Origin of the sequence: Butyrivibrio sp. INlla16, assembly GCF_900104155.1 — a bacterium.
Classification (GTDB): domain Bacteria; phylum Bacillota; class Clostridia; order Lachnospirales; family Lachnospiraceae; genus Butyrivibrio.
Genome location: NZ_FMYB01000020.1, coordinates 59766 through 81267 on the forward strand (window position 1 = coordinate 59766; position 21502 = coordinate 81267).

Annotated in this window: 23 protein-coding genes and 1 pseudogene; 17 read left to right on the forward strand and 7 right to left on the reverse strand. The window is 42.2% G+C overall.

What is annotated here, in order from left to right; all coding sequences use genetic code 11:
- Nucleotides 1-2 precede the first annotated feature (2 nt).
- Nucleotides 3-1442 (reverse strand): relaxase/mobilization nuclease domain-containing protein, encoded by a 1440-nt coding sequence (locus BLR42_RS11035; protein WP_091869030.1) that lies wholly within the window; start codon nucleotides 1440-1442, stop codon nucleotides 3-5.
- Complete coding sequence (locus BLR42_RS11040; protein ID WP_170832734.1) at nucleotides 1400-1861, reverse strand: MobC family plasmid mobilization relaxosome protein; 462 nt, start codon at nucleotides 1859-1861, stop codon at nucleotides 1400-1402. The genes BLR42_RS11035 and BLR42_RS11040 overlap by 43 nt, the downstream gene beginning before the upstream one ends.
- A gap of 553 nt (nucleotides 1862-2414) precedes the next feature.
- Between BLR42_RS11040 and BLR42_RS11045 the strand changes: the two genes are divergently transcribed.
- The 9 genes from BLR42_RS11045 to BLR42_RS11085 all read left to right on the forward strand — a co-directional run bounded on the left by BLR42_RS11045 (nucleotide 2415) and on the right by BLR42_RS11085 (nucleotide 8612).
- Nucleotides 2415-2945, forward strand: coding sequence for a helix-turn-helix domain-containing protein (locus BLR42_RS11045; protein ID WP_091869033.1), 531 nt, complete (start codon nucleotides 2415-2417; stop codon nucleotides 2943-2945).
- Between the two features lie 18 nt (nucleotides 2946-2963).
- On the forward strand, nucleotides 2964-3248 hold the full coding sequence (locus tag BLR42_RS11050) for a hypothetical protein (protein WP_091869035.1): 285 nt from the start codon (nucleotides 2964-2966) through the stop codon (nucleotides 3246-3248).
- Nucleotides 3235-3858, forward strand: coding sequence for a sigma-70 family RNA polymerase sigma factor (locus BLR42_RS11055; protein ID WP_091869037.1), 624 nt, complete (start codon nucleotides 3235-3237; stop codon nucleotides 3856-3858). The genes BLR42_RS11050 and BLR42_RS11055 overlap by 14 nt, the downstream gene beginning before the upstream one ends.
- 72 nt (nucleotides 3859-3930) lie before the next feature.
- Entirely contained in the window at nucleotides 3931-4239 is a 309-nt protein-coding gene (locus BLR42_RS11060) for an ArsR/SmtB family transcription factor (protein WP_091869039.1), read from the forward strand.
- An 11-nt stretch (nucleotides 4240-4250) separates the two neighbouring features.
- Complete coding sequence (locus BLR42_RS11065; protein ID WP_091869041.1) at nucleotides 4251-4484, forward strand: thioredoxin family protein; 234 nt, start codon at nucleotides 4251-4253, stop codon at nucleotides 4482-4484.
- A 131-nt stretch (nucleotides 4485-4615) separates the two neighbouring features.
- Nucleotides 4616-5620, forward strand: a complete 1005-nt coding sequence (locus tag BLR42_RS11070) for a permease (RefSeq protein WP_091869044.1) — start codon at nucleotides 4616-4618, stop codon at nucleotides 5618-5620.
- A 23-nt stretch (nucleotides 5621-5643) separates the two neighbouring features.
- Nucleotides 5644-5832, forward strand: coding sequence for a hypothetical protein (locus tag BLR42_RS11075; RefSeq protein ID WP_091869046.1), 189 nt, complete (start codon nucleotides 5644-5646; stop codon nucleotides 5830-5832).
- A gap of 357 nt (nucleotides 5833-6189) precedes the next feature.
- Complete coding sequence (locus BLR42_RS11080) at nucleotides 6190-7581, forward strand: MBOAT family O-acyltransferase (RefSeq protein WP_091869049.1); 1392 nt, start codon at nucleotides 6190-6192, stop codon at nucleotides 7579-7581.
- A gap of 26 nt (nucleotides 7582-7607) precedes the next feature.
- Nucleotides 7608-8612 (forward strand): hypothetical protein, encoded by a 1005-nt coding sequence (locus BLR42_RS11085; protein WP_091869051.1) that lies wholly within the window; start codon nucleotides 7608-7610, stop codon nucleotides 8610-8612.
- Between the two features lie 57 nt (nucleotides 8613-8669).
- Here BLR42_RS11085 and BLR42_RS22340 read toward each other — a convergent pair whose 3' ends face one another.
- On the reverse strand, nucleotides 8670-9851 hold the full coding sequence (locus BLR42_RS22340; RefSeq protein WP_139165143.1) for a hypothetical protein: 1182 nt from the start codon (nucleotides 9849-9851) through the stop codon (nucleotides 8670-8672).
- A 630-nt stretch (nucleotides 9852-10481) separates the two neighbouring features.
- Here BLR42_RS22340 and BLR42_RS22720 point away from each other — a divergent pair.
- From BLR42_RS22720 to BLR42_RS11100, 3 genes are all read left to right on the forward strand, one after another.
- Entirely contained in the window at nucleotides 10482-10652 is a 171-nt protein-coding gene (locus BLR42_RS22720; protein ID WP_170832735.1) for a hypothetical protein, read from the forward strand.
- Nucleotides 10653-10786: 134 nt separating this feature from the next.
- Nucleotides 10787-11563 (forward strand): peptidoglycan editing factor PgeF, encoded by a 777-nt coding sequence (pgeF, locus tag BLR42_RS11095; RefSeq protein ID WP_170832736.1) that lies wholly within the window; start codon nucleotides 10787-10789, stop codon nucleotides 11561-11563.
- Nucleotides 11564-11763: 200 nt separating this feature from the next.
- Complete coding sequence (locus BLR42_RS11100) at nucleotides 11764-12783, forward strand: hypothetical protein (protein WP_091869058.1); 1020 nt, start codon at nucleotides 11764-11766, stop codon at nucleotides 12781-12783.
- 30 nt (nucleotides 12784-12813) lie between these two features.
- Here BLR42_RS11100 and BLR42_RS11105 read toward each other — a convergent pair whose 3' ends face one another.
- Nucleotides 12814-13158, reverse strand: a complete 345-nt coding sequence (locus tag BLR42_RS11105; RefSeq protein ID WP_022762520.1) for a winged helix-turn-helix transcriptional regulator — start codon at nucleotides 13156-13158, stop codon at nucleotides 12814-12816.
- Between the two features lie 217 nt (nucleotides 13159-13375).
- Here BLR42_RS11105 and BLR42_RS11110 point away from each other — a divergent pair, with 217 nt between their 5' ends.
- On the forward strand, nucleotides 13376-14116 hold the full coding sequence (locus BLR42_RS11110) for a class I SAM-dependent DNA methyltransferase (RefSeq protein WP_091869060.1): 741 nt from the start codon (nucleotides 13376-13378) through the stop codon (nucleotides 14114-14116).
- Nucleotides 14117-14171: 55 nt separating this feature from the next.
- Nucleotides 14172-14939, forward strand: coding sequence for a YdcF family protein (locus BLR42_RS11115; protein WP_091869063.1), 768 nt, complete (start codon nucleotides 14172-14174; stop codon nucleotides 14937-14939).
- Nucleotides 14940-14995: 56 nt separating this feature from the next.
- Here BLR42_RS11115 and BLR42_RS11120 read toward each other — a convergent pair whose 3' ends face one another.
- Nucleotides 14996-16309 (reverse strand): 1-acyl-sn-glycerol-3-phosphate acyltransferase, encoded by a 1314-nt coding sequence (locus BLR42_RS11120; protein WP_091869065.1) that lies wholly within the window; start codon nucleotides 16307-16309, stop codon nucleotides 14996-14998.
- 157 nt (nucleotides 16310-16466) lie between these two features.
- On the opposite strand from BLR42_RS11120, the gene BLR42_RS11125 reads away from it, so the two are divergent.
- From BLR42_RS11125 to BLR42_RS11135, 3 genes are all read left to right on the forward strand, one after another.
- Nucleotides 16467-17753 (forward strand): alpha-amylase family glycosyl hydrolase, encoded by a 1287-nt coding sequence (locus tag BLR42_RS11125; protein WP_091869067.1) that lies wholly within the window; start codon nucleotides 16467-16469, stop codon nucleotides 17751-17753.
- Nucleotides 17754-17786: 33 nt separating this feature from the next.
- On the forward strand, nucleotides 17787-18725 hold the full coding sequence (locus BLR42_RS11130; RefSeq protein ID WP_091869069.1) for a DUF1848 domain-containing protein: 939 nt from the start codon (nucleotides 17787-17789) through the stop codon (nucleotides 18723-18725).
- Between the two features lie 135 nt (nucleotides 18726-18860).
- On the forward strand, nucleotides 18861-19886 hold the full coding sequence (locus BLR42_RS11135; RefSeq protein ID WP_170832739.1) for a helix-turn-helix domain-containing protein: 1026 nt from the start codon (nucleotides 18861-18863) through the stop codon (nucleotides 19884-19886).
- A 2-nt stretch (nucleotides 19887-19888) separates the two neighbouring features.
- On the opposite strand, the gene BLR42_RS11140 is transcribed toward BLR42_RS11135, so the two are convergent.
- On the reverse strand, nucleotides 19889-21118 hold the full coding sequence (locus BLR42_RS11140) for a transglutaminase domain-containing protein (protein WP_091869074.1): 1230 nt from the start codon (nucleotides 21116-21118) through the stop codon (nucleotides 19889-19891).
- 150 nt (nucleotides 21119-21268) lie between these two features.
- Nucleotides 21269-21502: pseudogene (locus tag BLR42_RS22730) on the reverse strand (hypothetical protein); the annotation flags it as partial.

A 21502-nucleotide genomic window follows, 5' to 3' on the forward strand; every position in this document is an offset into this window, starting at 1 on the left:
TATCAAAGCGAAAGGTCATGGCTTCTCTTTTTTGTACGGGCTTCGCACTGTTTCATGAACAGATCCCTGCTCTGCGGCTTCATGAATTTTTCTAACTGCTTCAGGTCGTGATCAAGAGCGGATATGTTAGCTTTATGCGTACTGTATTTTCTGTACAGACCGGATAATTTTGTGCTCAGTTCCTCACGATGGTATTGAAGACCTGCGAGCGCTTCAGATGTCATATCTTTTGGATTGATTCCGTGCTTTCGAAGGACATTGACACCACCGGTATAGTATATGAGCTGAGAATCGTGATTACGCTCATATGCATCCTTGTTTTTGGATTTTATGTACGCTCTGTGGTATTTTAGATTGTCCAGATAGTAGCCTGCATACTGGATGACATCATCCAGGTCATGGACTTCATGTTCAAGGTCAGAGATTTTGCTGCACGTCTCATCTCTGAGCCTGCGTTCTTCGGTCAGCTTCTGACGGATTGCTTCAGGATCTCCTTCGGCTGCCATAATGGAACATGCAGTTTTGAGATTCTGATTTTTTGCCCATCTGGTCAGTCCGGGACTTTCAAGGAATTTCTTCTCTGATATATTAATCATTGTGCCGTGGGACTGGATTGTACCAGGAGCTTTTTCTTTGACAGGTGCAGTTGTGTTTTGTTCCGTCCTGGAATTAACAATTGCGTCAATTCTTTCAGTTATTTTTTCTCTTGTATAATCAGAGCCAAGAGATCTGGAAGAACCTCTGACAAATCTGTCCTTGTTTTCGGGGCGGAAGCTGATATATTTGCCGGTCTTACCACTCAGGTCATCACCTTTGATTTCATAGTCCATAGCTTTCATGTTCGTGATAAATTCAGTGTATGAGGTTGATGTCTGTATGCATGAATCTATGTCCATGCGGATTATGTCTTTCCATGAGTTTTTGTTCTTTCGGCTCATCCATTCCTTGTATTTCAATCCTTTGCTTTTATCCTGGTCCGGTTCTATCACCGAAAGGCTATTTTCCCTGCAAAGCTCATCGCTTGTATTTCTGAGGTTGTAATAGGTCTTCCTGCAGTCGTTGTATCGATGGTGGTCAACGTTATCTACCGCACAGAAAATGATATGATTGTGAAGAAATTCATGATCCAGATGTGTTGCCAGAATGTATGAATACCTTCCGTCGAATAACCGGTCCATCAGGTCGATACCGATCTGATGAATCTGCTCCGGTGTACCTTCGCCCGGCGCAAAAGACTGGATGATATGATAAGCGGAATTGCTGTCAGCTCTATCAGACCTGGCAGCTGTTGACAGAGCCATCTCGAAGTCAAGATCAGCGGTATGCCGTCCGCAGCCATAGGTCGTGACATATTGCTCATCAGCTGTTTTCTTTCCATTGCATATATAGTTGACGGATTTCATAACCTTACCTTTGATGCAATGGATCTTTGTAATTGCCATATTTTTTCCATCTCCTCCTTTAACTGAGCTATGTCCTTCAGATAAATGCTTCCTGATGTGTTCGTCACTTTTGCAATCTGGTTAATGTTGCTGCCGATTCTGCTGAGTGATGTGCTGATTTCTCTCAGCTCGGAAAAATCGACTACAAATACATTTCCGTGAATGATCAGGCTGCGTAAAAATTGTTCACGATTGCGTGACGGAGTCAGGGCAACTTTTTTATCAAGGATTGTTTTTTCTCTGTCACTTAGTCGAACTTTGACTTCATGTGTTCGTTCTCTTTTTGCCATGTTGTTTTCCTTTCTGTGCAGTTGAACTGCACTGTTTGTTATGCCGTATCCGGCATGCTGTATAAGGGGCTTGGGGAGTTTCTCCCCAACAAGCAAGAAGGGATAGCTTCCGGTATTTTCGGAAGTCATCCCTTCGTATGGAATATGCGCGTATCTCTGAAGGCAAGCGGACATGCTCGCATGTCCATTTGCCGAAGAGCGCGACCTCGTGCTGGAACTGCACGAGGGGGCGTGGGGCCCATATTCCAGTGCTTGCTACTACTAAAAAACAGGACTGAAAAGCCATTAAAAAAGAGGCATATAAGTCTCGGCTGCAAATGGACTTCAGGCTCCATAGGGAGCCTGTATGAAGTCCTTATCGGCGTATCGGCCGTTTGGTTTCTAACTGCTTTAGGGCGGTGATCTTGTTCTGAAAAACATAGACAGAATCCTCCTGATTTTTTATCTTTCTGTAGCTATATACGTAAGAAAATCAGAAGAGGGGACAAATAAGGCATAAATGCAAAAAGTCCTTCGGGAAAAATGAAAAAATTGCAAAAATGCAAACTTAAAAGAATTTGTTTTTACACAGTGACTCGAATATAATTAGCAGAGGCTCATACATGGGAGGCCATTCTGAAAATGGTGTGCAGAGTCGTGACAGGATTGGAAACATAGGAAAGACAATTGGGAGGAGTGTTATTTGGAAAAGGAATTTCTACCGGGCACACTTCGTGACCGTATTCAGGATCTGATGAAAAGCAGGAAGGTGACCCAGAAAGAGCTGGCAGATCTTCTTGGCGTGACAGTGAGTACCATCAGCAGATTTTTAAGTGGAAGTACCGATAAGTTCGGTAATGAAAATGTTATACGTATCGCAAGAGCATTCAATGTATCTACGGATTTTTTACTGGGAGAGACAGATGTCCCTGACAGGAAAAATTATCAGATTTCTGAGTTGGGATTGTCGTCAGAAGCGGCAAGGAATCTGTATAAGGGCAGGGCTGATCAGAGGGTTGTATCCAGAATGCTTGAGAATAAAAAATATCTTGCTCTTACCAGAATGATATCAAAGTATTTCAATGATACTTTTGCCGCGGGATTTGCGGCGCAGAATGAGCTGTATGCATCCCTGAGTGAATTTGTTATAGATAAAGATACCAGTGAAGCTGCTGATGATGTAGCTGATGATCTAAGATACATGCGGACTAATGTATACCAGGCTGATCTTTAGGGTATTCAGAACCAGTTTATGGCTTCGGTAAAAGAGATTAAGAAGGAAGTCGGGAGTGATCTTGAGAGTGCAAAGAAGCTGACCAGAGAAACTGTTCAGAAGATGTTCAATGAGCCTATGGACGAGAATCTGATTCATGAGGACAAGGAAATGGCAATCGAACAGTATGTTGTAGCACCTATCATGCAGGTGATTAAATCCTGTGGTATTGAAGATACTGAAAAGATTTCTGATTTTGAGCAGGCGCTGAGGGGACTTGTCATGACAACAGTTCCTGACAGGGTGGAAGATGGAAACAAGTAATGACGCGCTCTGCCAGAGAATTCAGCAGGGGGACATGGCTGCCAGAGATATTCTTATTCGTGAGAACTGGAAGCTGGCAGAAAAGATAGCTGCACTCATAAAAAAGGAACGCACCGATGTTTCTGAAGAGACTGAGAAAGATATGGTCCAGGAAGGACTCATAGCAATTCTGAAAGCTGCTGAAACTTATGATGCCGCCAGAGAGGCAGGTTTTGAGACCTACGCTTCGACAGTCATGGAGAATGCCATAAGAGATTACCTGAGAAAACAGACGGCAGCTTTTGATATGAGGATGAGTACCATCAGTCTTTCTGATGTGAAAACTGAAGAAAACAGGCAGCATTATATTGACACTGCCTCTAACATTTATACCAAAGACCCTGCGGATATATGCGTTCGTAAAGAACTGTTTCTTGCAATATACAGGGCAATCGGTAATGTGACCAGGAGAGGCCAGGTTTATCTGCTATACAGATATGGCTTTGTGGATGATATGGGACATTCACTTGCTGAGACTGCTGATCATTTCATGCTGAGTGTGAGCAGAGTGGAACGGACAGAGAAAAAAGTTATTGAGCAGTTGCGGGAGGTTTTCGAATATGGTGTGTAAGAAAACATTGACATTCATCTATGTAAATGATAAACTTCACATAGACCGCAATCAATGTGAAGGAGGGCTACAATGACTGGCAATGAGGTGTCGCTAATCTGTAAGGCAATGTCAGATGAGAACAGGCTGAAAATCATAGAGATGCTGACAAAAGGTGAAAAGTGCGGATGTGATCTTCTTGATAAGCTGCAGGTTACACAACCTACACTATCTCATCACATGAAGGTACTCTCTGACTGCGGATTGGTAGAGTCCAGAAAAGATGGAAAGTGGAGTCATTATTCCATCAACTGCGATATGTTCAGCGATTTCAAAGAATATATTACTGCAATTTCATGCTGTGACTCAGTATCCGGGAAATGCGGATGTAAGAAAGGGTGAGGTAAAAGATTATGACAAATGTTAAAGTTTTAGGTGGTGGATGCAGCAAGTGTGAGACACTTCTTGCAAATGCAAAGGAAGCAATCAGTGCTCTTGGTGTAGACGCAGAGGTTGAATACATTACAGATTTCTCTGTGATCGCAGGATACGGTATTATGTCAACACCGGCGCTTATAGTGAATGACAAGGTTGTTTCAATGGGCAAGGTTTTAAAAGAAAAAGAAATTGAGGCATTTCTGAAATAAGAAAAACTCTTCAGGATACTTTGCAGAACAGTTTATCGGCGAGTATTTAAAAAGAAATCCACAAACCGGCATTTGCCGGTTTTCTTTAAAAAGATTACATGGACAAGCATCTATGTGAAAGGATACAGACAATGGGTATGTTTATTCAGGATCAAATCCTTGGAATGAAATGGCTTAATAAAGTCATAGGAAATCTACTTTCAGTTCTGGGACTGGATATTACAACAAGGCTTGGGGGCAGTGTTCAGTTTTTCATATATGATGTGATCAAGATCACAATACTGCTGTGCATTTTAATTTTTGGCATCAGTTATATTCAAAGCTATTTCCCTCCTGAGAAAAGTAAACAGATTATGAGCAGGTTTCATGGTCTGGGAGCAAATACTGTAGCGGCATTGCTTGGCACAGTAACACCATTTTGCAGCTGTTCATCAATCCCGATCTTTATAGGGTTTACGAGTGCAGGGCTTCCTCTGGGAGTTACCTTTTCATTCTTGATTTCATCACCTATGGTTGATTTGGGAAGCTTAGTTCTTCTCATGTCTATCTTCGGTGCAAGAGTAGCAATAATCTATGTAGTTCTTGGCCTTGTAGTTGCTGTGATCGGCGGCTCTATTATAGAGAGGATGCACCTTGAGGATGAGCTTGAAGATGTAGTAAAGAATGCACTTCGAGCAGGCAGAGTAGATATCTCAGCGCCTGACCTTACACAGAAAGACAGATTGATATTCGCTAAAGACCAGGTTGTTGAGACTTTCAAGAAAGTATTTCCATACATTCTTGTGGGTGTAGGTATCGGAGCAGTAATCCACAACTGGATTCCAGAGGCATGGGTTGAGAAAATTCTTGGAAGTAAGAACCCACTGGGAGTACCTCTTGCAGCCCTTGTAGGTGTACCGATGTATGCAGATATTTTTGGTACTATTCCAATTGCAGAAGCCTTACTTGGCAAGGGAGCTCTCCTTGGAACAGTCCTTGCATTTATGATGGCTGTAACCACTTTGTCCCTTCCATCAATGATCATGCTCAGAAAGGCTGTTAAGCCAAAGCTCCTGGGTATTTTCATCGGGATATGCGTGGTTGGTATCATTCTGGTGGGATACTTCTTCAACATCATACAGCCGCTTATTATGTGAAAAACTGATAGGAGGAAATGCGTTTGAAGAGTAAGAGTTCACTTGTTTTTAAAATTTTGATTCCGATATTGATCGTTGCAGGAACGTCAATGGGATTTGTAAAGAATATAAATGAAAATGAAAAATACAAAAAGCTTTCATCTGCTCTCAAAATATTGATGGGAGTTGCAATCTTGCTTATAGGATTGTATATGTTCTGGCTTGCGTTTTAGAACTCTAAAAGGGAAGGCCGCTTCCGTAGGTAGAGTCCTTAAAACTGCAGATGTAGAATAATTGCTGCTAAAATATTTCATAGAGTATAAAGAAGCGTAGCATGGACTATTATATTGTTTCTGTTCACTCGTCCAGAATCGCGCACCTGCTGCGCAGTTGTTAAAATGTAATATTAATGGTATTGTTATCGAGTAAGAGGGAGTAGCTACAGGAAATCTTCCTGTGTTCAGGTTCGACTAAGGGACAAGAGAGATTGTTCCCGGCCTGTCCGAAGCTTCGGATGACAGCGAGACTTTTACAAGAGTGGTTTATACCGCTTTTGTAAAGGTCTCTTTTTTATTAAAAGGAAGGTAAGTATGCAGATATCATTTTTTTCGTTCGTCTATATAGCCGTTATGTTCGTATTGATAGGAGTTGCCAAAGAGTTCCTGAGAATACCTATAATGTTCGCAGGAAGCATTATCTATATTTATCATCTATCGCCTGATGCTGCTGTGATACTTCTCACAGTTACGATCTGTGTATACTTTGCAGGATTGATAGCAGGTTTCTGTAAAGAGAAGGGTTATCAGAAACTATGCGGTGCTGTATGCGTTATCGGTTCTTTAGCATCAGCTTGTTCGCTTCTTTTCTTTAAGTATATTCCGGGACTTCTGGTTCCGATTGGTTTTTCCTTTTATATTTTTTCATCGATCAGTTATCTGATAGACATCCGAAGAGGAGATGTGAAAGTTGAGAAAAACATCTTCAAGTTCGCTCTCTTCATGACATGGTGCCCCAAATTTATCAGCGGACCTATAGAGAGAGGGAGCAGCTTTTTTCCTCAGCTTGACCGGCTTAAGGAAGTCCGGCTGTTCGATATAGACGTGCTTGTTGAGGCACTGGTATACATTTCCTGGGGAGCGTTTCTCAAGGTAGCTATTGCTGATAATCTGGCTGCCTATACCGATTTTGTTTTTGAACACCACGATGCCTGCGGTAGTGTATGGATGGCTGTTGCAAGTCTTTTCTACACATTGCAGATATATGCGGATTTCGCCGGTTATTCCTATGCGGCGTTTGGCATATCTCTGCTATTTGGATTGAGATTGACTGAGAACTTCAGAAATCCCTATCTGGCAGCTAATATATCTGACTTCTGGAGGCGATGGCATGTGTCTCTTAGTAATTTTTTCAGAGATTATGTATATATCCCGCTTGGCGGCAGCCGTAAGGGACAGCTGAGAAAAATACTGAATCTGATAATAGTTTTTATGCTCAGTGGTATCTGGCATGGTGTAGGAACCGGATTTCTCATATGGGGCGGACTTCATGCCTTATACAATGTGATTTATGTTTTGACACACAGATATACAGACAGATATCCTGTCAGCAGGGTACTGGTCAGGATTTTGACTTTTATTGGAGTGTCTTTTGCATGGATATTCTTCAGAATAGGTGATGCAGGCCTGGCATTTACCTATATCAAAGATATGGTGTCTATTACTCCTGTGTTTAGTATTTTCTTTATGGTCCTGGAAGGTATGGGAATCAGTACTCGTGAATTCAAGCTACTGATGGCATGGATAATTATCATGATTCTGCTGGAATTAATAGCGAACAGACATAAAAAGAGTGTTCCTGATATGGTTCTATCATTGAATTTCACTTTACGAGAAGCATTTTGTCTGTTCTTTGTAGTGATAACTCTCATATTTGGAAATTATGGACCTGACATTGACAGCAATCTTATATATATGCAGTTCTGATATCTGATCATGATGGAGAATGAGATATGAGTTTGAAGAAAAAACTGATAATAACCATATGTATGATATTCGCATTCTGCTGTGCATATTCTATGGCAGACAGGATACTGAACTTTAAAACTGAGCATGGTGTGGTTCAGGCAAGAGCATTTTATTCTCAGCCAAAGAATACTGTGGATGTAGCATTTCTGGGATCGAGCCATGTACATTGCGATATCAATACAGCATATCTGTGGGAACGTTTTGGAATTGCGGGATATGACTATAGTGCAGCTGAGCAGCCTTTATGGATTACCTATTATTATCTCCAGGAGTTCTGCAAGTATCAGAATCCGGGACTGGTTGTTATTGATCTGTACTCACCTGCCAGGTTCAAGGATGATTATCAGTATAACTGGCTGGGAGATAATGTATATGGGATGAGGTTTTCGCTGACCAAGCTTCAGATGCTTCATGATGCATGTGAACCGGATCGTTACGGGGATTATTTTCCATCTATTTCCGCATGGCACTCTGAATACAAATCTGTTCAGATTCCGGATGTTATTCAACAATTGAAAAAGGACGACCTGGAAGCATTTAAAGGCTATACACCATATATGAATGTAAGTGTTCAGCCGGAACCGGAGCTTAATGAAACGAGAAGCGGAGGTTTCACCGCCAAAAGTGAGCTCTATCTGATGAAGATAATTGAATATACCAGAGCTCACGATATAGATCTTTTCCTGATGGTTTCACCATACATTACAATAAGCGAAGATGAGACCGTTTACAACAGGATAAAGGAAATTGCTGAGCAGTATGACGTCAGCTTCATCAGCACAAATTATAATTATCAGGATATGGGGCTGAACTTCAGCACTGATTTCAATGACGCCTCTCATCTGAACTATCTGGGCTCATGCAAATTTACCGAATTTCTGGGACATGAGATCAAAGAGAGATTCGATATTCCAGACAGGAGAGGTCAGAATGGCTATGAATCCTGGGACAGACATGTTGAGATGATCAATGAGCAAGTCTATCGGTAATTATTTTAAACGGCATTAGAAATGTTACCAACATTTCTAATGCCGTTTACTAATGTATCAGAGTTTTCTGCTTTTCTTCTTTAGAGATACAGATCTGTAGCAACAGTATGTGAACCAGAGATATGCTGCCATATAACAGGGAGCTATGAAATTCATGCTGATCATTACAGCGTCTTCACCAAAGAAATATGTGGTATAGTTTATCACCGAAACTATGTTGATGAGGAGAGCTGAAGGAATCATTTTGCGGTTGTAGACGATGGCATATACAGTCAGGTACAGAACCACATAATAATCATAGCGTTCATGCATGGTGGGCAGGAACATACAACAGGTATAAACGCACCAAATAGATAGACTGATCAGCATATTCTTATCGATCACTGAAGCATTGTGATATATGAAATACGCTGTATAAGTGAATATTATGATGGTAGTCAGTATCATTGCATGGAACAGAGAATCATAATCGATCAGACCTAATACACTGATGTTGGGGAGTCCGCTGTACATCTCGAGATTACCCTGAAGCTGGTACTGGTAGATGGTATAAACTTCCATTGCCTCTCTTCCACAGATGATAGCCGGAAGTCCTGCTATAAGGTAGATCAAAGGGAAAAATATTATATTGTAGATATGAAATCTGTCTTTTATCAGATATACCATGATGAAGAATGGAAAAAAGAAAATTGCCTGCTGTTTGAAAACAAAGCTTATGGACAGCATGATCATGGCGAGTGTGTAGTTTTCCCGTAAAATATACAGAACGGCGGCTAGCAAGAAGAATGTATAGATTGAGTCGCACTGTTTCCACAATGATGAATTTAGAAAAGAAACAGGAACAAACAGTATAGTTAATGAAGCCAACATCCTCAGTGGTGAACTGAGAGTACCTTTTGTTAGTGCCAGAATTTTGTATAAGCAGAAAACTGACAGGTATTCGAATGTAATTGATAGGAGCCCGAGAGGAAGCCAATACGGAAGCCTTGTTTGTGAGATCATAGCAAGGAAAACATTGTAAGGAATGTAATAATTTCCGACTCCATCACGTAATCCTTTGACAATGCCAACTCTCCTATAGAAGTCGCACCATGGAATCAGGAAGTCATTGTAATCTGACCGTATATCGTTATGACCAAGTAATGAAATGCGAATTAATAGAGAAATAAAAATGATGAATCCAATAAAAAGGTGGTTGTGATATTGTCTGATCTTGGTTCTGATTATTCTGTCTAGCATTTCTGATCCTCTCTTCTTATTTCGTGTTAATAAAAAAGACTTTTATAAAGGAATTGCAAGTGCAATATCCTTTATAAAAGTCTCGCTGTCATCCTAAGCTTCGGACAGGCCGGGAACGAATCGACGTTCCTTAGTCGAACCTGAACACAGAGTGTTTACTCTGTAGCTACTCCCTTTTATAGGAAAATATTAAATTTGTCCAACAAATGGTATAATCCCATGTATCCCCTGAATTTGTCAATCGGTAGTACAAAAAAGGTACAGTATTAGTGTAATCTATAATATGTGAGACATTGTAAGATTGGTTACCATACTGGTTACCAAAATGAAAGGGATGATGCGCGAAGCTCCTTTCTGTAAGCGTTTAAGACATTTGCCTAATCGCGTTCGATTCCCACGTGTCTCATTAGAAACGCTTAACTACTAAAGTTAAGCGTTTTTGTATTTAAGTATATGAATACTTCTATATAACGGGGTGTATATTATTATGCTGCGTGATATAGGCACAGACATAGAATTGGCCGTCGGTACAAATTGCTCATTATAACTATGTTTAGCAATATAAAAATGATATAATATTATTGTCTATACAGGTGGTGGGGACTACTGGAATAGAAAGGATTTTGTTATATGAGTAATAGAGAAAGAGCTTTAGAGCTTCTTGAGCAGATCCCTGCTAGCAGTCTCGACGCTTCAATTGATGAATCAATAGCTATATCTGAAAAAGAAATCGAGGAAGGCGCTGACCTGATTCCATTTGATGATGCTTTTGTAGCTTTGAAGGAGAAATATTTTGGATAATTACCAAATAGTCATGACTCCCAGAGCTTCATCAATTAAATAATTAGCCAAAAACAGGTTCGTTTTACTTATTGGTAAATACGAACCTGTTTCTTATAGAAAACGAGAGAGCTTACATGAATTGGGGAAATAATATGTCAGAGATAAATACAATAAAATCATCAATAATATCATATCCTCACGGTTTTTCAACAAGAACCGGAGGGGTGAGTGAAGGGATATTTGAATCACTCAATCTGGGCATGAACAGGGGTGATGATCCTGAGAATGTTAAAGAGAATTATCATAGATTTCTGAAATCCTGTGGCATAGAAGCTGAGGAGTTTGTCTGCGGGCAGCAGGTGCATGGGAATAACGTGATGATAGTAGGAAAAGAGCATGCGAGAAAGCCCTACGGGTATGATGAGCTTTTTCAGGCTGACGGGTATGTAACTGCCGAGTCAGGTGTACCGCTGGTTATTTTTATCGCGGACTGTATCCCGCTCTTGATGGCGGATGATGAGGCAGGTGTCGTTGCTGCGGTACACAGTGGATGGCGCAGTACTGTACAGGACATCGAGAGAGAAGCAGTAAACAAAATGTTAAGCCTTGGCGCCAGGAAGGACCATATCAAGGCATGCATAGGTCCTGCTATAGGCAGATGCTGTTTCGAAGTTGGAGAGGAAGTTATTGAGGAAGTAAACCGGCTGCTGGAAGCCAATGCCGCCGATCTATATAACCGAAAAGATAACGGGAAATTTATGCTTGACCTGAAAGGTGTAGTAAAGAGAAGCATGCTTAATACCGGTCTGTCCGAAAAAAATATTGATATCATCGAAGACTGTACCATGTGTATGCCGCATAAATACTGGTCTCACAGATATACCGGCGGTAACCGCGGAAGTCAGGCTGCTATAATAATGAAAAGATAAAGGTCTTTTTAGGAAGGAAAAAGGCTGTACTTGGTAAGGAGGGATAAGATTGAAATATTTCTCAGATAAAACAGTAAATCCTGGCAGACAACCTGAAATTGACATTTCGAAGGCTATTTGTATTGTTTTAATGATTTTAATTCATGCATATATGGCGAGTTCAGGAGGTTATCATGGTATTATAACCGGATTGCTTGGGTATGGTGCAGGCTTTTTGGGGGGCAGGCACATTCATGATATGCATGGGAATCGGTATGCGCTACTCCCAAAAACAGGATGCCTCAAGTAATCTTTATCGTGGTATTTTATTGCTTACGATCGGTCAGGTTTTGAATCTTCTACGTGCAGGTATTCCGGGGCTGATAGCTTATAAGGCAACAGGGAATCAGAACTTCATCCCATACATGTTGGGGGTAATAGATAGTGACATCATCACTTTTGCCGGTCTTGCATTTATCTTAATGGCTCTGCTCAAAATGTTAAAGCTTGGCGATGGAGTGATTTTTTTAATAGGAATTATACTCAACTTTCTCATGGTACCATTTTATTCAATAATCGGGACTCCTAAAGATTTTTGGATAAACAAGCTCATTAACTTATTTTTTTTGACTGATAACGCTCTATTTCCGCTGTGTACACATTTTGTATTCGTTGCCTTTGGTTATCTGGTGGGTGGATATTATAGACGTATTATTGATAAAACAATTCTGTCAAAACGTGTATTGTTCATTTGTATCCCAATTGTAGTAGTTTACTTTGCGCTTCGGTTTACAGTCCCATTTCCGTTTATGCCAAAGTACGTTCCGGAAGATGAACCTGTATTAGCTACAGACGCCTTGGCTGTATGTCTGGATACTCTGATTACTTTTGCTGCCATGTACAAGCTGGTGACTTTACAAAAAATAAAAGTACCGACTATCGTTTTCCATCTATCTAAGCATATAAACGCTTACTATTGCATCAGTGACATCATATTATACGTGTGGGGTATACTGCTTATTGCAACCAGGGGGAGTCTGCTGCCTGCTTCTTTGGTGCATTTTGCCATCGGAATAATAGTAATTGCGGTATGTTATCTTGTTATCGAGATTAATAACAAGATGATCCATTTCTCACCGGGAAAAATGAATAAGGCGGTGCAAATTATCGCATTTTTTGTAATCTGGCTGGCATCTGCTGCTTTATCATTTTATGCTTATCATATATATCAATTGTATTAAGCACCGTTTAGTAGCGGTAACCATTCCAAACTACAAATTCTCCTCTCCCCATTTCTTCAGGTCAAGAAGGATGGGGATGAGGCTTTTTGTTTTTGGGGTGAGGTTGTACTCAACCCGAACTGGCATCTCATCATATTGCTTTCTCTCAACGAGGCCGTCCGCCTCAAGCTCCTTTAGGGAATTGGCCAGCATTGTGTTAGTGATTCCGTGGATAGAACGATTTAATTCTCCGTATCTGACAACCTCGTTTTTATCGATGACGCAGAGGATCATGATCTTCCACTTGCCGCCAACGGTATCGATAACCTTTTTTAGGCCACAACCTTTTCCTGCTATATCTTCACATAAGAGCTCTTTGTTTTCTTTTTTTCTCATGATATTTATTCCTTTATTCAATCAAATTCAAACTATATACTTGGTACAAAAACTATACCACATATAATACATTCATCACTTTAGAAAAACAAGTGAATAATTAAGTGTAGAATGGGCTCAGATCAGTGTATCCGGGTATTCTGTTTATAATTGTGATAGACTGTAATGAGTGGGAAACCGCCTTCTACTCTATACGGTTCTAAGCACGGAGGTTTAAATGGCAAAACAAAATATCTACGACAATGAAACATTCTTCAATGAGTACAGTAAACTTCGAGAGCGCGAGGTGAACGCCAACAATCTGTTTGAGATACCAACGCTTTACACGCTTATGCCTGATCTTGAAGGCAAAAGGGTTCTTGACCTTGGATGCGGAACCGGTGAGCGCTGCATCGACTATCTAAATCGCGGGGCGATTCAGGTTACGGGAATAGATATTTCGGAAAAAATGCTTGCCGTGGCGAAGAGCCAAAACAGCGATCCCCGGATTACATATATAAAAATGCCGATGGAAGATATAGAAACTATCGACGGGGAATTCGACGTTGTGATAAGTTCGCTGGCATTTCATTATGTTGAGGATTTCCAAGGAGTTGTAGCGAATGTTTATAGGCTACTGAGCGACGGAGGAATCTTCCTCTTTTCACAGGAGCATCCGATTAACACATGCTATCAGGGAACCTTTAGCAGATGGACCTGCGATGAAAACGGGACGAAGATCTATGCCAATATAGCAAATTACTGCGTTGAGAAAAGCTATGAATCAACCTGGTTTGTTGAAGGAATTCAGAGATATCACAGAATGTTTTCAACTACAATAAATACTCTTGCTGACGCCGGATTTAAGATTCTCAGGATAGAGGAACCACATGCGACGGAGGAGATCGTACAGAAATATCCCGAGTACTATGACCTTTATCACAAGCCTGATTTCCTATTTGTAAAAGCGTGCAAGTAAGCGTATTTCTTGCGAATTATTAATTTACTAAACATGAAAGATTTACATAAAAACTATGACTAAGAAGAACACTTTTATCAGAATTATTTTCCTTACTTTGACAGCAATTTGTCTCATATATTCCGTGAGCATTTATCTGGTAGCAAGCGGGACTTTTTCTTTTGTAATATGGCTTGCCGGCGCAGCATTTTTTGCATTTCTCTGGTTTGTATCAGGAAAAGAGCGGTGGAACAAAATCCCCAAAGCGTTGCGGATTGTTATGACTTCAGTAATTGCTATAGGAGTCTTGATATTTATTATCTGCGAGGGCATGATACTAAGCCATTTTAATGACAAGGGAGAAGAAAACCTTGATTACATCATCGTCCTTGGTGCTCAGATGAGGGACTTTGGACCCAGCATCATATTCAAATACAGACTTGATGCTGCGCGCCATTATCTTGAAAAAAATCCGGGCACGATATGTATTGTCTCGGGAGCGCAGGCTGCGAACGAGCCTGTAAGCGAGGGCGAAGGCGGAAGGGATTACCTGATATCGCTGGGAATCCCGGAAAACCGGGTTATTGCAGAGACCGAGGCTGTTGATACAACAGAGAACATAGCCTACTCACTGGAAATGATCGGAGATGAGGCTTTGGAAAAAGATCTGAAAATCGGGATAGTTACGAACAACTTCCATGTTTTCAGAGGTGTACACCTTGCAACGTCAATGTGTGATGAGGAGATATGCGGAATCGCGGCGTACACGAGACCGTGGTATCTCCCCAACAACATGGTCAGAGAGTGCTTCGGGATAATAAGAGATTTTAGAATCATGTTCTAAAAATAACGATATTACGACAATGGTTATCGCAGAACTCGCCGACATGCCATTTGCGATTAAATCGCCGCACTCGCAGACTTCACATTCTGAGGAATGTTCAATTTATATATTTCTTCTACGGCAAGGCGCACCTTGGCCACATTGATGCTCTTATCCTTGGGGAAGCAGTAGTACTGCTCGTTCATGTTGCCGATGCTGATCATGTCACCGATTTCATACCAGTAATAGTCTGCATAGAGCGAATAGGAAATCTTTGCAGACTGCTGATAGTCAAGCTCTCCGCCGCAGCCTGTGAGGGAGAAGCCGTTCTTGTTATGTATAAGACGTCCCTCTCCGACGCGGTAAGCCGCGTTGGTATCTTTCACAACAATGATGTCTACGGGAATGTCTAGATAGTATCTGCCATCTGTGACTTCCTTTTTTATGCAATCGCGTTCCCACCTGTACCAATCTGAAACATATGAAAAATCGTAGTTTCCCTTCGGCATAGTTACGCCGGGAGTTTTGCAATTAAGTTCGCCGCTTTCAGAAAGCTCCCAGTTCGTATGGCATGAGCTGCAGACAAGCGAGGCTCCGCTTCCTTTCAAAACGCGTTCTTTTCCGCAGACAGGGCACCTGAAAAGAACTCTCTCAAGACCATCGGCCCTGAAAGATTCATCGATTTTGATGCCGTTTTCACGCTGCCAGCGCCAGTGGTCGAAGGAAAACTCTTTTTTTATAATGTCGCCCAATTCGCCGGCACTCATGCTCTCGATTTCAGAAGGTGAGAGCAGATACTTCACCTTGGCTGTGACCTTCACATCGCGCTTTTGCAGTCCGTTATATAGAGGATCACGATGAAAAGCGCCGGTGGTAGTAACCATGATAACAGGCACTTTGAAGAGTTTCAGACTTTTGCCGATGCTCGAAGGAAGGCCCGTTGCTGTGCCGTCGAAGCTGTAGCTAGCCTCAGGGTACATGAGGACAGACTCCTTCAGATCTTTGAAGCAGTACATCATATCCTTCACGAGCGGAAGATCCGTGATAAACTTGCGGGCAGGAATGCATCCCAGACGCCTAAGAAGCCACTCTTTTCCCACAAAGCCGTCGAGCGTCGTTACGATATGAAACGGCCTGTCTGCGAAAATCGTAGCAGCAATCTCAAGGTCAGTGCTCGATGAATGGTTCATCAGAATCAGGCAGGGCTCGTCTTTTCCGAGCTTCTCCATGCCCTCTGAAGTATAGGAAAAACGGCAATCCTCGAGATCCTTTTTGGATACTGTTTTCATAAGAAACTTCCAGAAGGCAGTCTGCCTGCAAGGCTTCTTGTTCTTGTATGGACTTAGCGCGGAGACCTCCGCGTAGCTCTTGGATTTGATCTTGATCTTCATTGAATACTCCCCAACAAAACAATACATTTTAATATAGTAATAATAACACATTTGACAGATGAATCTTGTATAATTGATTTATGTGAATTCGATATATGTGAGTTCAGCTTAGACGCTTTGAATGCGTAGCTGAATGGAAAGAACAGGGGGATACATAATGGCTTCAAATACTTCAAAAAGTCTCAGAAATTCAGTGCTTTATCAGATTTTTGTTCGTAATTACAGCAAGGAGGGAACCTTTGCACAGGTGGAAGCGGATCTTGACCGTATCAAGTCGCTTGGCACAGACATAATTTACCTGATGCCGATTCATCCTATCGGAGAAAAGGCAAGGAAGGGTTCACTCGGATCACCCTATGCGATCAGCGATTATCGCGCGGTGAATCCGGAGTTCGGAACGCTGGAGGATTTTAAGAGCCTCGTGGATGCAATCCATAAGAAGGGAATGAAGTGCATCATCGACGTTGTCTATAATCACACGTCACCTGATTCTGTTCTGGCAAAAGAGCACCCCGAGTGGTTTTTCCATAAAGAGGACGGCTCCTTTGGCAATCATGTGGGCGACTGGAGCGACATCATAGATCTCGACTACACCAATGAGCAGCTCTGGGATTACCAGATAGAGACGCTGATGTACTGGGCGAAAATCGTCGACGGCTTCCGCTGCGACGTGGCGCCGATGGTTCCGATAGAATTCTGGGAGAGGGCAAGAAAAGAGGTGGCACAGGTCTGCCCCGACTGCATCTGGCTTGCTGAGTCGGTGGAATATTCCTTTTTGACTTACCTCAGGGGCTGCGGCATAACTGCGCTCAGCGACGGTGAGATTTTCAGAGCCTTCGATCTTAGCTATGACTACGACGTATATCCAAGTCTTGCAGGATACTTATGCGGTGAGAAGGAGCTGAAGGACTACCTTGAGGGACTTAATCGCCAGGAGGTCATCTATCCCGCGAATTATATTAAGCTCCATTTCCTTGAAAACCACGATCAGACCAGAGCGCATTTCCTGATTCCCGATGAAAAGTCGCTCAGGAATTTTACTGCGTTCCTGTTCTTCCAGAAGGGAATCCCGTTCATCTACGCGGGCCAGGAGTTTGGTGCATCCCACCTGCCAAGCCTCTTTGATAAGGATACGATTTCACTTAGACCTGAAGACGGTATAGATATGACCGATTTCATACGCACCCTCAGCTTTATTAAAAAGGATGCGATTTTCGCAGACGGAATATTTGATTGCAAAGCATCCGAGAATGATACAGTAGTTGCAACCCTCACACATGGTGAGAAGAAGGCTGTAGGTGTGTTCGCACTTAAGGCACAGACCTCAAACGTCCGCGTGCCGCTTCCAGACGGGATTTACAAGAACCTCATAGACGGCAGCGATGTGGAAGTATTCCGCGGCGGACTGCAGTGCTATGGGGAGCCGATGATAATCTGTAGTTAAAGGGCTACCGCAGAATATTAGGAAGATACAATAATGATAATTCAGACAGGTTCGCGCACGGACATCCCGGCTTTTTATGCAGACTGGTTTGCAAACAGGCTGAAAGAGGGATATGTATACGTGCGAAATCCCTACAACATGACTTATGTCACCAAATTCATATTGCATCCGTCGGTGGTGGATCTCATAAGCTTTTGCTCCAAGAATCCCGCGCCGATGCTGAAGTATCTTGATCTCCTTAGACCCTACGGGATGTACTGGTATGTTACTATCACCGGTTATGGAAAAGATGTTGAGCCAAATGTCCCGGAGATTCACGAGGTTATAGATACCTTCAAAAGACTCTCTGAATTTGCGGGAGTAGACTCCATGGGATGGAGATATGACCCTATTTTCCTGGATGAAAAATATACAAGGGATTATCATCTTACGAAGTTCTCTGAGATTGCAGCTGCGCTTGACGGCTACACAGAAAACTGTGTGATAAGCTTCATCGACATATACCAGAAAGTGAAAAAGAATTTTCCGGAGGCAAAGCCACTTGAAAAAGCGGATCGCTTGTATCTGGGCGAACGCATGGCGAAGATAGCAAGAGAGCACGGTATGACACTTCGCCCCTGCAGTGAGGGGAACGAACTTGAAGTATTCGGCGCCGATTGCAGCGGCTGCATGACACAGCCCATCTATGAAAAGGCTGTCCACAATACGATGGTCTTCCCCAAGGTGAAAAACGCCAGAAATACCTGCGCGTGCTTCCTGGGAAACGATATCGGCATGTACAACACCTGCCTTCACATGTGCCGCTATTGCTACGCAAACTACGACGCGGAGACGGTTATGAAAAATAACGCCAATCACGATCCGGACTCGCCGCTCCTTATCGGCAATATCAGACCGGAGGATGAGGTTCATACCGTTGAGCAGAAGAGTTGGATTGACGGGCAGCTGTCGTTGTTTAACCTATATAATTGATTTTTTCTCAAGTATCCATTGTTTGATAAGTTGTGAGCTGTTCTGTATTCTAAGTACAGAAGATGATTCTGCAGACATTTTCCGAGAAACAGCAAGTTTGGACGGTTGATGAAAATAATCGGGAAAGGGAAAAACATGAAAAACAATTTGGGTTCAAATATCAGGAACTTTAGAAAAAACAAAGGATTTACACAGGAAGAACTGGCGGGGATGCTTGGAGTTACACCTCAGGCAGTAAGCAGGTGGGAGTCGGAAGCGGGGCTGCCGGACATCTCGATGGTTGTGCCGATTGCACGGGCACTCAATGTCACAACCGATATGCTGCTTGGATATAATGCCGCTGACAAAGATGATTACCTTGTGGAGACTGTCAGGAACAAAGTTGAGGATATGTATGATATCTCCGATACCGGGGGAAGCGCTTTGAAAAGGACGGAGTATCTTGCGGGTGAAGTCAGCAGAAATCCGATGAATTTTGACATAAATCTATTGTATGTTCAGCAGGTGGCAGGACTTAGCTATTACATTGATATGGAGGGACTGCTGTCTGACAACCCCGAGAGAGCAAATGATATCCTGGAAGACGGAATAAAGAAGGGTGTAAACATAATCAGATATTCCGACTGTAGGAAACTCGTTGAAAAAGCTCATTGTGCGCTGGCCTGGATATATATTCACAGGAAAGATTTTGAAAATGCCAGAGAGCATATCAATGTGTTGCCGAGCCTTAATATGACAAGCATCAGGGAACTGCTATATTCTGAGCTCATGTTCTTTGAGCATGGCTTTGAGGAGATGAAGGATAATTTTACAGCGACCAATAAGATGCTGTGCGCTATCCTGCTTAGACAGTTCAAATGCATGTTGGAAAACTATGCGTACTGGGGCAAAACTGATGAGGCGCTGCGGAATCTTGAGTGGTGCAGGAAGGTCATCGAGGCGTATTCGACGATTCCGGAATATACGACTGATGATATGAAACACTTCTGGAAGAAGTATTATTACAACCTCGTGATCGCATACGACAAGGCCGGAGAGAAGGAGAAAGCAAACGAAATCTGCGAGGAATATCTGAAAACGATAAGCACGCAGAATGAGTATTCCAAAGAGGAATACGAATCCATTGCAAAGGAATTCAGAGAGAGGATATACCAGCTGTGATATCATTCCGCTATCGGAATGAGAGAATTAAGGAATATATCCAACTGGTCCGATTCGTGGTCTGACAGACCTGCTCGTATATGTGAGGTGTCATACACGGCGTTGTAGGGCTCGTAACCTTCTATGCAAAAAAGTGTGTCATCAGTTGCTTCCAGATTCTGCATCTCGGCAGTCGTTCGGTTGTAATAGTGATGGCATACATTAAAAACTTTCTCATCATCGGAAAGAAGAGCGTTGTAGAACTGCGGATCTTCCGATACATCGTATGCTATATCATTCCAGGTGGAATCTACTTCGTACCACTTGCCGGAGATCTGGACGGCGTTCCATGCGTGAGTGTCAGTGTCGTACTCCGACGATGGTATTGAGTGTGCGGCGCCGGTCACATAACCACAGGGGATTCCTGCCCGGTGCAGAAGGTATTCAAAAGCAAAGGAGTAACCTCCGCAGACGGCATGGTTTGGACGCCCCTCAGAATCGCACACGAGCGCGCCATACGCTGTGTGACCAAGATCCCAGGTCTCATCAGTATCATTCAAAATTGGATCATCGTAGGTAACAACATCAATGAGCTTGTCATGAATGGCAAGCTCTATTTCTTCATCTGTTCCTGTTAAATCTATATCTTCTAAAAAGTCTGCAGCAGCTTCTTCAAACGCTGCTATCTGTTTATTCTCTGAAGGATCCACCACTTCTATTTTAATGAAATAAATTATGTGGTTTCGCATTTCTAACGTTCTGTAATCTACAGCACTGGTATCCGTAAAAAGAAAGAAATATTCCGGGTGGTCATAACACATTGCATAGTAGATATCCCAAAGGAGACGATCTTCTCCAAACTCCTCCAGCGTATCTTTTGAGAAAATAATTGCACTTACATATTTTTCCGCAGACCTGTTCTCTACAAGGTCCATGAAAAGGTTGTAAACATTTTTATCTGCGTCGCTGAGATTCTGATATAGTACGAAAATTTCATCACGTTCTTCGGGAACGAAGGAGACATCATAATTTAGTACCTTTCCATTTGTGGATCTCAGAGAAAAGATAACATTCGGCGGAAGAGAGAAAATCCCGGAAGTGTCGCTCTGCATCATCCTATAACCCAAACAAAGACCTATTATCAGAAAAAGAGCGAGAATAATCAAGGGAAGACGTGAGTGCTTCTGACGCTTCTTATTTTCGAGGGTTTGGTTGATGCTGTTGTTAGTGAAGGTGCAATTGCCATTTTTCATAAGATAATTTTATTCCTGATTACGCCAAGTTGACAACGCATATTAAAGCAGTGTGAAGTGAGTGTTACTATTCACGGTCTAAATACTTTTGGACATGACAAATCAGCGTACTTAATCAGCACGCTGATTCGCTATTAAGTTTCAGTATGATTATTTCTGTGAAGAGAAGATTTCCTCCACAGTATAAGGTTTACCATTGCATAGCCTGGACAGAGCTTCTATTTCATTTATCCCGTTACGACGGCATGTTTCGATATATGTCCTTATAAGGGCGTAATTATCCGCGGTATCAGTAGATGCAAACTGACCTGATACCTTCATTTTGGTTTTGATTCCTCTGAGTGATCTTTCCGACAGATTATTCGTTGTAGGTATTGAAAAATC

Excerpts from the sequence above, each read along its gene's own strand:
- BLR42_RS11035 (WP_091869030.1), bottom strand. The coding sequence starts at position 1,442 with ATGGCAATTACAAAGATCCATTGCATCAAAGGTAAGGTTATGAAATCC.
- BLR42_RS11065 (WP_091869041.1), top strand. The coding sequence starts at position 4,251 with ATGACAAATGTTAAAGTTTTAGGTGGTGGATGCAGCAAGTGTGAGACA.
- BLR42_RS11080 (WP_091869049.1), top strand. The coding sequence starts at position 6,190 with ATGCAGATATCATTTTTTTCGTTCGTCTATATAGCCGTTATGTTCGTA.
- BLR42_RS11135 (WP_170832739.1), top strand. The coding sequence starts at position 18,861 with ATGAAAAACAATTTGGGTTCAAATATCAGGAACTTTAGAAAAAACAAA.
- BLR42_RS11070 (WP_091869044.1), top strand. The coding sequence starts at position 4,616 with ATGGGTATGTTTATTCAGGATCAAATCCTTGGAATGAAATGGCTTAAT.
- BLR42_RS11055 (WP_091869037.1), top strand. The coding sequence starts at position 3,235 with ATGGAAACAAGTAATGACGCGCTCTGCCAGAGAATTCAGCAGGGGGAC.
- BLR42_RS11120 (WP_091869065.1), bottom strand. The coding sequence starts at position 16,309 with ATGAAGATCAAGATCAAATCCAAGAGCTACGCGGAGGTCTCCGCGCTA.
- pgeF (WP_170832736.1), top strand. The coding sequence starts at position 10,787 with ATGTCAGAGATAAATACAATAAAATCATCAATAATATCATATCCTCAC.
- BLR42_RS11085 (WP_091869051.1), top strand. The coding sequence starts at position 7,608 with ATGAGTTTGAAGAAAAAACTGATAATAACCATATGTATGATATTCGCA.
- BLR42_RS22340 (WP_139165143.1), bottom strand. The coding sequence starts at position 9,851 with ATGCTAGACAGAATAATCAGAACCAAGATCAGACAATATCACAACCAC.
- BLR42_RS11060 (WP_091869039.1), top strand. The coding sequence starts at position 3,931 with ATGACTGGCAATGAGGTGTCGCTAATCTGTAAGGCAATGTCAGATGAG.
- BLR42_RS11115 (WP_091869063.1), top strand. The coding sequence starts at position 14,172 with ATGACTAAGAAGAACACTTTTATCAGAATTATTTTCCTTACTTTGACA.
- BLR42_RS11105 (WP_022762520.1), bottom strand. The coding sequence starts at position 13,158 with ATGAGAAAAAAAGAAAACAAAGAGCTCTTATGTGAAGATATAGCAGGA.
- BLR42_RS11110 (WP_091869060.1), top strand. The coding sequence starts at position 13,376 with ATGGCAAAACAAAATATCTACGACAATGAAACATTCTTCAATGAGTAC.
- BLR42_RS11130 (WP_091869069.1), top strand. The coding sequence starts at position 17,787 with ATGATAATTCAGACAGGTTCGCGCACGGACATCCCGGCTTTTTATGCA.
- BLR42_RS11100 (WP_091869058.1), top strand. The coding sequence starts at position 11,764 with ATGGTGCAGGCTTTTTGGGGGGCAGGCACATTCATGATATGCATGGGA.
- BLR42_RS11125 (WP_091869067.1), top strand. The coding sequence starts at position 16,467 with ATGGCTTCAAATACTTCAAAAAGTCTCAGAAATTCAGTGCTTTATCAG.
- BLR42_RS11140 (WP_091869074.1), bottom strand. The coding sequence starts at position 21,118 with ATGAAAAATGGCAATTGCACCTTCACTAACAACAGCATCAACCAAACC.
- BLR42_RS22720 (WP_170832735.1), top strand. The coding sequence starts at position 10,482 with ATGAGTAATAGAGAAAGAGCTTTAGAGCTTCTTGAGCAGATCCCTGCT.
- BLR42_RS11040 (WP_170832734.1), bottom strand. The coding sequence starts at position 1,861 with ATGACTTCCGAAAATACCGGAAGCTATCCCTTCTTGCTTGTTGGGGAG.
- BLR42_RS11050 (WP_091869035.1), top strand. The coding sequence starts at position 2,964 with ATGGCTTCGGTAAAAGAGATTAAGAAGGAAGTCGGGAGTGATCTTGAG.